Genomic DNA, 11,228 nt, shown 5'->3' on the forward strand with positions numbered 1-11,228 from the left:
CTGATCGAGCGTCGACGTGATTTGAGCTAGCCCGAATAACGACATCCTGGACATGCTCCGTGCCATGCCGGTACGCATCCACTTCACAACCGAGGACATGGCCCGCACCCGTTTCGCGGAGGCACCCCGTCCTTTGCTTGAGCTGAACATCGCGCTGCGGCAACTGCAGGAACGCAGCCATCCGACCCGGTTCGGGCCCTGGAGGCGGGAATCGTTGCGGCGCCTGTCCCCAAGGGTGCAGCAGTTGTTCGATCTGATCCCGTCAACGGGCTGGTCGGTGGGCTTCCTCGGACTCCCGGCGGCCAAGGACATCGGAGAGGTGCTGGATCAGATCCGGGCTATGTCTGCTGGCCGTGTCCGGAAGGACATGGAGGTCTGGGCTAGCCGCGACCATCAGCGTCCGGTGCCGGCCTGGACGCAGTCGCTCGGCAGTGACAAAGAGATGCTGCTGGAGTTGACCGATGTCGCAGCCCACGTGCACCAGCACGTCATCGCTCCCTACCAGCAGCGCATTGATGCCCTCGCCGTTGCGGACCAAGCGCTGCGTAGACGTCAGGCCGCCCACGGCGGACTCCATGCCTTGCTGTCCGGACTCAACCCCCGCCATATCAAGTGGAAGCCGCCTGTGCTGGAACTCGCCATGGCTAACGGTGCGGACGACGACATTCATCTCTCCGGCTGCGGCCTGCTGCTGATTCCATCGGTCTTCGGGGTCGCATCCCCTGTACTGGGCGTGAGCGCAGAACCTCAGCCGTATCTGGCCTACCCCGTCCGCCATGACGACACAGACCTCGCTCTGCCGCCTACGGAGACCGCACAGGTCCTCAGCACCGTCCCCAACTCCATGACGACGCTCCTCGGCCACACCCGGGCCATCGTGTTATGGACCATCGCCCATCGTCCCGGCTGCACCACCACCGAACTCGCCCGCCACGCCGGTATCTCCCCGGCCAGCGCCAGCCAGCATGCGACTGTTCTACGCACCGCCGGGCTGACCACCACCGTCCGCCACCACAACACCGCCCTCCACACCACGACCCCGCTGGGCACCAGCCTCCTCAACACCACCGCTTGAGAGTGCGCCGCACATTTCGCGAACGGCGCACTCTCGCCTAGTTCCGTCCCTTTGCGGTGCGTGAGCTGGACGTCCAAAAATAGGCACCTATAGGGAGTGGGCAAGTTCGGCGATGCGCTCCTTGACGGCTGGTACCTGGGCAAGACGCGAGGGGAGCTTGGTGGTCGAGTCGATGATGGCGGTAGCCAGCTGCTCTGCTTGCAGGTTCAGCGCGCCTGTCAGGTTTGCTTCACGCAGGTCCGCGTCCTTGAGCGGTGAAGGCTTTCCTCGAACAGGCCGCCGTCAACGGCGGCCTGGAGGTCGGCCTCGGTCTTCGGCACCCACCGGGGGTTGTCGGAGGAGAGGTAGATCGATGTCACTGCGCGTCCCCCCTTCCCGTGATTCAAGGCCCAGCGCGGGCCGCGTAGCCCAAGCGGCTGAGCGCCAAGAGTACGGAGAGGGACCGACAGCCGAGTGTTCGTCTACTCCGGGCCAGGATCGCGTAGCGGGTTACGGTGCCCGCAGTCCCAGCACTTCACAGTCTCCGGTAGGTTCTCGAATCGCGAGCCGGAGACGCCGAAGGAGCCGTCGATGCGGAAGCCTCCGCATCGCTGGCACGGCGTGGCCTGGAAAGGCTTGTCGCAGCGGAAGCAGGCACCGTCCGCGCTGGTCTGGTCGAGGCGGGTCACTCTGGTGTCTGCGCTGCCACATCGCACGCAGAACGCTTCTTGAGTGTTCATAACCCTGGTGTACATCAGATTCGCCAAGACGTTCCCCCTGCTCTGATCTCGCGGCATCGCAGGCGGGTCGCCGGGCGCGTGACGTGCAGGCCTGAGTCGTGGGGTCGGGCGGTGACTCCATAAACTCGGGCCCCGGGCATGTCATTCCCGGGGCCCGTGGTGTGTCTGGACGTGGGTCAGATCCCCCCGGCCGCAGTGGGGTGAGCCAGTTGGTGGCTTCGGCGTCGGTCATCAGCACCGCCTGGGCTGGGTGGGCGGTGCCGTCCTGGACGACGTGGACGCGGCCCGGGAACGGGCTGCTCCTGGGGACGGGGTCGACTATCGGGGCGAGCCGCTGCCAGGTACCGGCGCTGACGCGGGCGAGGATGACGGTGGCGAACTGCTCGCGGGCACCGGGGATGAGGCGCCGCCGGTGGTGGCAAGTCCGTTGTAGATGACGTGGATGCGGGCCGCGCGCCCCTCTTACAGAACGGCCTCGAGGGCGCCGATGGCCGGGGACCGCTTCTCTCCGGCGCCGCCTTCTGGTTCCAAAGCCGCCGTGGCGGGCAGTCCCGCGGGTAAGCGCAGCCTCGGTCATCTCCTTGCCGACGGGCTGGGGGTTACCCAAGCCCTGGCTGAGGCAGAGCGACTGTTCCAGGAGGCAGCCGACGACGGGGACGCTCACGCCCGGTTCAAACCAGGCACGGTTGTGGTGGGGCAAGCGCGACCCTCAGACCGTGGCCGAGCTCCTGCGCTCCGCAGCCGAGGGCGGGGTCGAAGAGGCGTACGGCCCGCTCTGTGACCTGCTCACCGCCACGGGCGAGAGCGTCGAGGCCCTGACGTGCTACTTCGCGTCGATCCACGCGGGCGACGCCGACGTGCTCCACGATGCAATCACCCTCGCGCGCAGCCTGACCAACGAAGACATCCGTCATGCTGGGGAGCTGGCCGGCTGCCCAGGAGAGGCCGAGGCCATGGTGAAGACGGTTTGAAAGTACCGCTGAGCCGATGAGTGAGCTTGTTCAGCGTTGCAGCTCCAATGTGAGGACCGCCTTCACCGGCGGCAAGGTCATCTTCACCGGTGCGCCGTTCAACGCCGGCGCGGTCGACTTCTCCGGTGCGCAGTTCACCGGCGGCACGGTCGACTTGGCAGATGCTGAGGGTACGGCCCGGATGGCCTGCCGCAGAGCGGGTCGTCTCTGCCGACCGGACTGATCCTGCCTCCCACCTGGTAGCTGACCCCGCAGGACAGCGTGTCTCGCTGGAGGCTAGATGACGCCAAACTCCCCAGACTGGCGCACCCACTGGCGGTGCGTTCGGTACAACGGGAGGTCCTGTTGATCTGTAGGGGGCTGGGGATGACCGAGAGCGAAGCGCCCAAGCGTGCCGAGGGGTACGAGAAGATGGCTCTCATCTGGGCGAAGAGGGCGCAGGAGGGCCAGGTGGGGGCGGCCCAGTTGGCACAGACGTACGCCTCCCTTGCGATGTCCGCGCGTATGCAGCACATGCAGTGGCGCCTGCGGGTCCACGGTGGCCAGCTCGAGGACATGAAGAAGTCGATGGACATGCTCCGTCGCAAGCTGCCCGACCGGTGACTGCCCGCTCTAGCGAGCGCCGTCAGGCGTGACAGTGAGCCGCGCGGGGTGCTTGTAGGCGCGGGGGCGCGCGGTTCTGAGGTGGGCCGGGAGTTACCGGGGCGCCACGCCCGTGTCGATGGGAAATAGACACCACGTCGTCGTGCGCCAGCGAGCACAAGGCGAACCGCTCGCAGACCTCGCGCCGATCGCGGGACTGAGCAGGGCCTCCTCTTGCGGGAGGCGTGCGGCGGCGTAGGCGTGGTAGGCCGGGCGGTGCAGGTCGTAGAAGGCGTAGGCACGGGGCTACCACGACATGACCGCCCCAGGGCTGGTCACCGAAGCCGGCGAAATCCTGGAGCCGACACACCTCCGACGATCATTCCCGCTGGCAGTCAGACGGCCACGGCAGGGCGGGAGGAGCATCGCCCCTCGCTGCCCCAACCGTCATAGCTGCCCGATGCTCGTGTCGAGGAGGCCTAGAGCTGAGCAGAGGGAGATAGAAAGGGTCATCCACACGACAAACGCCCCACCGCCGTAGAGCACTGCGCGTGGCACGCTTCCGTCTACTGCCCAAGACAGCACACCAGCGACGAAGGCCACCAGTAGCGAAAGGCTAGTTACCAAGGCAAGGAGCAAAATCCGCGTCGAAAGTCCGGAGCGCAAGGCCGACATCCTCCTGCGAAGGGTGGCCGCTCCGAGACACGCGTCTCAGCCCGACCACCGAAGACGGTAGTTGGCTGAGACGGTGTGTCCCCGGGATGTGGTCCGGACCGTGAACGGTCCGGGCCCCCCCGGGGAGACGCCCTCAATCAGTCCTCTGATGGTAGAAGACTCTGACAGATCACACCAGACAGAGCCTGCTACACATCGAGACAGTCTCAGTGGTGATCGCTAAATGGTGGTTGAGGGGCCCGCGCCATCCCCCTGCTTGAGCAGACCCTCGCAGACCAGTTGCGGATACTGGGCGCAGACCACCCCCACACCCTGAACACCCGCAACAACCTCGCCGTCGCCCACCAGGAGGCGGGGGATCCGGCCCGCGCCATCCCCCTGCTTGAGCAGACCCTCGCAGACCAGTTGCGGGTACTGGGCGCAGACCACCCCCACACCCTGAACACCCGTAACAGCCTCGCTGGCGCCTATGACGAGGCGGGGGATCTGGCCCGCGCGATCCCCCTGTACGAGCAGACCCTCGCAGACCAGTTGCGGATACTGGGCGCAGACCATCCCCACACCCTGAACACCCGCAACAACCTTGCCGGCGCCTATGAGGAGGGTGAGGCGAGAGTCGCATCCGAATCTGACCAACTGGACCGGCAACTGGCGCCGAACTCCCCTGCATCCGCATCCCGAGGCACTCCTGCTCCTCAACGGACGATGGAGGAAGATGCAGTTGGCGCGGCCGCACAGTTGCTGAAGGAACGCACACAGGTCCTGGGACCGGACCACCCCGACACCCTGCGCGCCTGGGCAAGCCTTGCCTACAACAGGGGTAAGGCCGGAGATCCAGCCAGCGCGGCAGCCACACAGGAGGAACTCCTGGAGGCCTGCCTGCGCATGCTCGGCCCGAACCACCCTGACACCCTGACGACGATGGGCGTCCTCGCTCACTGGCGTGAAGACGCGGGAAACCACTCCGGCGCTGCAGCTGCGTGGAAGAAGCTCCTGGCGGCTCGTGTGCGGGTACTGGGGTACAACCATCCCGACACGATCACAGCCTGGGACCTGCTCGCGTCGTCCCTGAGGAAGGCTGGCGACCCCGTGGGCGCTGTTGCCGCCGCCGAAGAAGTGGTAGCCGGGCGTGTACGCCTCCTGGGCCGGGAGCACCCCGACACCCTCTCTGCGCGAGGTCACCTCGCCCACTGCCAAGGCATGGCGGGCGACGCAGACGGGGCGGCGACCGCCTTCACGCAACTGCTGGAGGACTCCCTCCGTGTCTTGGGACCAGACCACCCCGACATCCGCGTCACCCGTGAATGCGCCGCCTATTGGCAGACCAGAGCCGGCAAAGGGGCTCCCTGAACGCGACCGCCCGCCAGGACGGCCCCACCCCAGCCAGGGCACGCAAGGCCGTCGGCATGGCCTGGGCAGGCGAGCCCACCGTCAAAGGCCCTTGGTTCAGAGAAGGTCACCGTGCCGATCACCGTGGCCAGCGCCACCGAGGACCACTCGATCCGCTTCCACCAGTACCACCTGGAAGAAAGGCCATGCGGAGCAGCTTGTACGGCTTCGCGGCCACCTGTCCGCGGGGCGTCAGGTAGTAGCCCTCGCCGATCTTCAGGGGGTCGACGGAGTCCAGCGGCACGAACGCGACGATCTCGATCGCCTTGGCCGTCGGCAGGGGAAGGTCCTGCAGCTTGGACCGGAGCCGCAAGGTGGCCGTCGCGAAGTACGCCTGGTCCGGCCGGGAGCGGCTGGGCCTGCTGCGGGTGCGGGACGACGTGATCGTGCTGCACGCGATGCGCTGGCCCGACAAGATCAGGGCCCCGGAGACTGCTGCCCCCGCCCGTCGAGCTCAGCGACGAGGAGATCGACAGCGCACTCGCGCTCATGGACACCATGACCCGCGAAGACCTCGACGACGAGGAGTTCCAGGTGACCCAGCCAGCGAAGGGGGTGGCACCGGCCCCACCCCCTCACAATGGAGAGCACTCCGATTCTCCCACTGCAAGCACCCAAGTGGTGTCAAAACTCAGCGATATCACTCTCCACGGACACCGGGCGCTGTCGCTCCCGATCGACAACCGGTGTCAGCACTCACTGAGTGCGTTGTGGCAAACCGGATCATGTTCGAGCGGCAGCGGGTGATCATCTGGACGGAGGTTCGGGTGCGGTCGTGGGCATGAGAGAACGGGCCCCTTGGTAGTGACGCGGTTACGACACCAGCACGACCAAGGAAGCCCGTTGCCTCATCAGTTGAGCAGTATCTCTGCGTATGCGTCCACCCATGCCTGACCGCCAGTCCGGCGGCCGCTCACCATGCCCCGCGCCCGGGCCGCCCGATCCCACGGCGTCAGCCATCTCACCACCGGACGGCACCGGAACCGGCGTATTCACCGGACTCTCCCCGGCCAGCACCGACACAAGCTCCTCACGCCCCACCCGGGCCCGCTCGACCCGCTCCCGCGCGGCATCCACCTCCGCCTGAGCCTGCTCCAGGACCTCCGTCCAGGACTCCAGATCCTGCCTCGCCCGCGCCTCACGCTGTTCCATCAACCCCAGCACCGACGGCATCGCACCCTCCTCGATCCACAACAAGCCGTCCGCTGCCTGCCCCTACCCCAAGGCGATCATGCCCCGCACACGAAGAAGCCCCTGCTCATCGAACAGGGACTCCCTTTGCCACAACGCACTGAGATGTCCCAGTCGATCTCGCCCGCGACGTCGGCAGCGGCTTGGACCTGCTGCAGCAGACGCTCCCACGTTCCGTCGGCCGACCACAGCCGGTGGCGTTCATAGACGGTCTTCCAGGGGCCGAACCGCTCGGGAAGATCCCGCCACTGCACTCCGGTCCGCACCCGATGCAGGATCCCATCGACCACCTGTCGGTGGTCCCGCCATCGGCCACAACGTCCATTGCTCACCGGCAGGAACGGTCGCAACCGTTGCAACTCGGCATCTGTTAGATCGCCCCGCCCCATGCCCACAGCAACGACCCAGGCACGGGGCGGTTACATGATCGCCCGGACAGCTCCTAGCCGACTTCGGACTTGAGTGGGCAGTCGCGTAGCCGCATGGGAGGCTGTGCCAGGGCCCGTGCCGGACTCACCCGGCACGGGCCCTCCGCGTGCACGCGACCTCTCCGCCCCGGGCGAGCCCGGCCACCGCGAACGGCTCTGCTCACGTGACGGGCAGGCCGCACTCTCGGTACCGTGTGGCTCCCCCCGAGTCGGGCCCCGGACCGGGCATGGCCAACTCTCCCTCCGGGGCCCGCGTCTCTCCCTTGAGAAGGGCGAGGCATCGATGTCGACCGTGAGGCCGTGACGACATCCTCCTCGCGGCGCGCAGGACGGTGCCAGTCAGCCTCGTACCGCCTGCCGACCCGGTGCTGATACAGCCCCAGCAAGAAGCGCGGTCGACGGCTGGCACTTACTGGCGGGGCTGGCGTCGTACCGCGGCCGCTCCAAGGCGTTGCTCCTGGCCGAGGCAGCTGGTGTCGGGGCGGTCGTTTTGCTGTCAATCACTCGCCCGAGTGACCAGGATCGTGTCATCTCGACAGCTGAGTCGGCCTGCCCTGCTCTAGGACGGATGGTAGGCGCTCACCAGCAGCGTGTCGGCGGTGCGCGGCCCGACAGTGGCGGGCAACACGTCCACTGTCATGTTGGTGAATCCGGCCTCGTCGAGCAGTTTGGTCCACACATGCTCCTGGAGGACCCAGCGGCGCATCGTGGTGGCTTCGCCGCCTGGTGTCTTTGCCGGGATGTCGGCAACTACTGCATCGGGCTGGGCGGGCGCCCCGTTCAGGTAGTGGGCGAGAGTGGAGTACACCAGCCTGCCGCCCGGCTTGAGGGGCGGCTGCCGCCGCTGGCAGCGCCTCGCGTGGATCGGTAAAGAGCGACATGTTCTCGCCCTTACGCGGCGACGTCGTCTGCACACCCGCCCCCTGTCGATCACCGGAGAAGAAACGGTAGTCACCGATACGCACATCTGCGGCCACTTCGCACATCTGGCATGGGCATCCTTCCCGTGCGCCTCTGGGCGATAGTGAGCACTTTCGCGATGCCGCCGGTTGGGCCGGAGATGGCGATCAGGGCCGTAGTCGATCGTGGCCACGGCGGTCGGGCCAGTGTCTCGCGTGCGGGCGGTCTCAATACCTGCCGCTGTGGCTGCGGGGATACACAGTGTGGTGCACCAGCTGTGTGGCGCTCGTAGGCTGGTGCTGCACGGGGAGGCAGGGAGGTCCGCCATGTCCAAGGAATCCCGAGCGCTGAAGAAGCAGCAGCGGCAGGAGATCAAGAAGCTGCCATTCCGTGAGCGAGTCGCGGCGGCGCGGCGGATGGCCGAAGGGCTGGGCCCGGAGCTGCCGGACGCGCCAGTGACGCGCGAGCGGTTCCGTGTGGACGTGCAGGAGAACATCGATACTGCCGGCTTCCACACGACCAGCCTGGAGAAGTACCGGTACACAGTCACCGACACAGTTACCGGACGCATTCAGACGACGGGGTACCAATTCAGTCAGCGCATGGCCCAGTCGGAGGGGAACGTCTACGTGACCAAGATCCTCAGCGGCAAGCGGGCGATCAAGTAGGGACGAACCATTCCGCAGATGCGGAACACAGGTGACCTCCATAGCCTGGTGCTGCTCGGGGCAGCTCGCGGAGTTCTGTCATGCCCCGAACCGTGTGGCCAGGTGCCATCAGCTTTGGTCTCGGAAGAGCTTGACCACCTCACCGCGCTTCGCGCGGCGATGACCGCCGGCGTGGACGTGCGCTCCCGGCCCGGGCCGGGCGACCCGGATCGCGTCGATGACGGCCTCGGCCTGGGTGCAGTCGTTGCGGGTGCCGACCGTGAGGGTGAAGGCCAGCGGTCGTCCCCGTCCGTCGCAGGCGAGGTGGATCTTGCTGGTCAGCCCGCCGCGGGAGCGTCCGAGTCCTCGTTCCTCGAGCCCCCTTTGACGGCGGTGTGCTGATGAGCCCTGACGATCGTGGAGTCCAGGGCGACCAGCCAGTCCACCTCGGCCTGGCCCTGGGCCGCGGACAGGAGCCGGTCGGGCCCGGGCCTTGCGCCGCCGGCCTGTCAGTGACCCGTCCCAGCTGGCCGGGCATCTTCAAGTAGTGGTCACCACCCACTCCCCGATCCTGTCGGCCGCGGCCAGCGTGAAGAATCTGGTGGTCATGGCCCCCTGCCCGGCCGGGCTGTCCGACGGCTGGCAGGCACAGCCCTTGCCCATCCCTCGGCTGTGTCTGAGCCCAACTGGGTGCGGCATCCGGACCGCTACCTGGATGCCACCAAGAGCGCCCTGCTGTTCGCCTCACGGGCGATCCTGACCTACCAGCCGGAAGAACTGGTACGGCTGGCGTTGTCCAAGCCGGCTTGCTGTTCTGCGATCGCGCCCCGCTGGGGCCCGGTCACGCCTAGGGGAGGCGTCCGGGTGCAGAACGGGCGAGGTGCCTGCGGGTGCGGTTTCAGGCCAACGTCTCCCGGAGCCAGGTCCTTTCGGCGTGGCTGGTGGCGCGGGCGATGGTGAGCATGCCGCGCCGGTAGGGGTCGTCGGTGTCGTCGGCGCCCAGTAGGCGGTCACCGTCGTGGAAGAAGCTCGCGGGCTGTTCCAGGAAATCCAGTCGCCGGCGCAGTACCGCGTGCTGGTCAGCGGTGTCGGGCAGGTGAGACAGGAAGGCCAGGACCGTGAAGTATCGGGTGCTGTCACTGATGTCCAGGCCGTTGGCATCCCGCAGTCGGCGCAGCAGCTCGCAGTGGCCGGCATTAGTCAGGCTCAGGGTGTGCCGCGGAGCGGCTGAGGAGCCCGGTTCGGTCCGCCGGTCGAGCAATTCGGCGCTGACCAGCCGGTTGATCGCCGGGTAGAGGCTGCCGTCGCTGACCGGCCGGGCATGGCCGGACAAGTGCTCTATCCGGTGGCGCAGTTGATAGCCGTGCAGCGGTCCCTCGGCCAGGAATCCCAGGATCGCGAGTTCGAGCATGCTGCTACTCTCGCACATCGGAGCGAGGTACCTCGGATCGAGGCAGGAGCCAGGATGACATACACCGAGGAATGGGTGATCACACGGGCGCGCAATGCTTACGAGCGTGGCCGGGCATCGTTCGACATACCGTCTGAACAGGCGGCACTGCTGGTGATCGACATGCAAGACGAATTCGTCCGGCCCGGCTGGAGTCCCTACTGGGTGCCTGCGGCCACCCGGATGGCGCCCCGGTTGCACCAACTGGTCGAAGAATGCCGGGCGACCTCCGTCCCGGTGATCTGGACCATCTTCGACGACACCCATCTCGGACTGGACCGGCCGCACGCCTTGCGGTTCCTCCCGCACGCCGACACCGACTGGCGCCGACCGGGCCCTGCCGAGGTGTGGGCCCCGATGGGCCGCCGCCCCGACGAGGTCCTCATCCGCAAGCCCTCCTACGGGGCGTTCTACGACACCCCGCTCGATACGATGCTGCGTAACCTCGGGCGCGACACGGTCATCGTCACGGGAACGCTCACCAACTACTGCTGCGGCACCACGGCCCGGCAGGCATACGAACGTGGCTACAAGGTCGTCTTCGGCTCCGACGTCACGGCAACCGACGACGAGTCCCGGCAAGAACCTGAACTCGCAGTCCTGCGCAAGGGTTTCGCCCTCGTGCTGAGCGCAGAAGAGATCACCAACCGACTGACCTCTGTCACCCCGGCATGAGAGGACGAGTAGCGGGCGAACGTTGCCTGATGCGGCACTAGCTCAGCTGGTGCAGAGCCTCTGAGCGTAGAACCCGCCTCTGACATGACCCGCACTCAGCTCAACCGCAGCCGGCAACCCCGGGGGTGACGCCGGAGACGCGCTGTCGTTGAACAGCGCAACTCCATATGCCGGGCCCGGAGACGTCACGGCAGATCCCCCGGGGCGCGTGGTATGACCGGCACAAGCGGGAGGACCGCGAGCCGCCGAAACTTCAGGAGCCGGAGTCGAAGCCGGGGCAGGTCGTCGACCTGATGGCCGCGCTGCACGAGTCCGTGCAGCAGGCCCGGGCCTCGCGTGGCGAGGACGCCGACGTGCACGAGATGCCGAAGAAGAAGACCGCGAAGAAGCAACCGGCCTAGAAGACCTCAGGGCGCCGGCCGCGCAGCGCTTAGACCTCGATGCCGAGCACCGTGTCCGGCCTGCACTTCGTACACGCCGGCACCCCAGCACACCCCGGTGTGTACGGCGACGATGTTGCGGCGAT

12 protein-coding genes and 3 pseudogenes are annotated in these 11,228 nt (G+C 67.1%); 9 read left to right on the forward strand and 6 right to left on the reverse strand.

Translation table 11 applies throughout. The annotated features are described in order from the left end of the window. Positions 1–64 precede the first annotated feature (64 nt). The 5 genes from ABEA82_RS38070 to ABEA82_RS38090 all read left to right on the forward strand — a co-directional run bounded on the left by ABEA82_RS38070 (position 65) and on the right by ABEA82_RS38090 (position 5,372). Positions 65–1,075, forward strand: coding sequence for a winged helix-turn-helix domain-containing protein (locus ABEA82_RS38070; RefSeq protein ID WP_345666340.1), 1,011 nt, complete (start codon positions 65–67; stop codon positions 1,073–1,075). 1,435 nt (positions 1,076–2,510) lie between these two features. After that, positions 2,511–2,765, forward strand: a complete 255-nt coding sequence (locus ABEA82_RS38075; protein WP_345666341.1) for a hypothetical protein — start codon at positions 2,511–2,513, stop codon at positions 2,763–2,765. Positions 2,766–2,781: 16 nt separating this feature from the next. Further along, on the forward strand, positions 2,782–2,988 hold the full coding sequence (locus ABEA82_RS38080) for a hypothetical protein (RefSeq protein WP_345666342.1): 207 nt from the start codon (positions 2,782–2,784) through the stop codon (positions 2,986–2,988). 143 nt (positions 2,989–3,131) lie between these two features. Continuing rightward, positions 3,132–3,368: a hypothetical protein gene (locus ABEA82_RS38085; RefSeq protein ID WP_345666343.1), complete on the forward strand. Its 237-nt coding sequence runs from the start codon at positions 3,132–3,134 to the stop codon at positions 3,366–3,368. Positions 3,369–4,274: 906 nt separating this feature from the next. Next, positions 4,275–5,372, forward strand: coding sequence for a tetratricopeptide repeat protein (locus ABEA82_RS38090; RefSeq protein WP_345666349.1), 1,098 nt, complete (start codon positions 4,275–4,277; stop codon positions 5,370–5,372). A 181-nt stretch (positions 5,373–5,553) separates the two neighbouring features. On the opposite strand, the pseudogene ABEA82_RS38095 reads toward ABEA82_RS38090, so the two are convergent. Next, a pseudogene (locus ABEA82_RS38095) lies at positions 5,554–5,709 on the reverse strand (Ku protein); the annotation flags it as partial. Positions 5,710–5,725: 16 nt separating this feature from the next. Between ABEA82_RS38095 and ABEA82_RS38800 the strand changes: the two are divergent. Further along, positions 5,726–6,196, forward strand: coding sequence for a hypothetical protein (locus ABEA82_RS38800; RefSeq protein WP_425588595.1), 471 nt, complete (start codon positions 5,726–5,728; stop codon positions 6,194–6,196). Positions 6,197–6,224: 28 nt separating this feature from the next. On the opposite strand, the gene ABEA82_RS38105 is transcribed toward ABEA82_RS38800, so the two are convergent. The 3 genes and pseudogenes from ABEA82_RS38105 to ABEA82_RS38115 all read right to left on the reverse strand — a co-directional run bounded on the left by ABEA82_RS38105 (position 6,225) and on the right by ABEA82_RS38115 (position 7,838). Continuing rightward, complete coding sequence (locus ABEA82_RS38105) at positions 6,225–6,584, reverse strand: BAR domain-containing protein (RefSeq protein WP_345666344.1); 360 nt, start codon at positions 6,582–6,584, stop codon at positions 6,225–6,227. Positions 6,585–6,706: 122 nt separating this feature from the next. Continuing rightward, positions 6,707–6,991 (reverse strand): annotated as a pseudogene (locus tag ABEA82_RS38110) (transposase); the annotation flags it as partial. 598 nt (positions 6,992–7,589) lie between these two features. After that, on the reverse strand, positions 7,590–7,838 hold the full coding sequence (locus tag ABEA82_RS38115) for a hypothetical protein (protein WP_345666345.1): 249 nt from the start codon (positions 7,836–7,838) through the stop codon (positions 7,590–7,592). Positions 7,839–8,256: 418 nt separating this feature from the next. Here ABEA82_RS38115 and ABEA82_RS38120 point away from each other — a divergent pair, with 418 nt between their 5' ends. Beyond that, complete coding sequence (locus ABEA82_RS38120) at positions 8,257–8,598, forward strand: hypothetical protein (RefSeq protein WP_345666346.1); 342 nt, start codon at positions 8,257–8,259, stop codon at positions 8,596–8,598. 204 nt (positions 8,599–8,802) lie between these two features. On the opposite strand, the pseudogene ABEA82_RS38125 reads toward ABEA82_RS38120, so the two are convergent. Next, positions 8,803–9,011: pseudogene (locus ABEA82_RS38125) on the reverse strand (transposase); the annotation flags it as partial. 464 nt (positions 9,012–9,475) lie between these two features. Beyond that, positions 9,476–9,988, reverse strand: coding sequence for a PadR family transcriptional regulator (locus tag ABEA82_RS38130; RefSeq protein WP_345666347.1), 513 nt, complete (start codon positions 9,986–9,988; stop codon positions 9,476–9,478). A gap of 54 nt (positions 9,989–10,042) precedes the next feature. Here ABEA82_RS38130 and ABEA82_RS38135 point away from each other — a divergent pair, with 54 nt between their 5' ends. Continuing rightward, positions 10,043–10,702: a cysteine hydrolase family protein gene (locus ABEA82_RS38135; protein WP_345666348.1), complete on the forward strand. Its 660-nt coding sequence runs from the start codon at positions 10,043–10,045 to the stop codon at positions 10,700–10,702. A gap of 167 nt (positions 10,703–10,869) precedes the next feature. After that, positions 10,870–11,103 carry a hypothetical protein gene (locus tag ABEA82_RS38140; RefSeq protein ID WP_425588596.1) on the forward strand — a complete coding sequence of 78 codons (234 nt, stop codon included), beginning with the start codon at positions 10,870–10,872 and terminating at the stop codon, positions 11,101–11,103. Positions 11,104–11,228 lie beyond the last annotated feature (125 nt).

This window comes from Streptomyces venetus (assembly GCF_039540295.1).
Taxonomy (GTDB): Bacteria; Actinomycetota; Actinomycetes; order Streptomycetales; family Streptomycetaceae; genus Streptomyces; species Streptomyces venetus.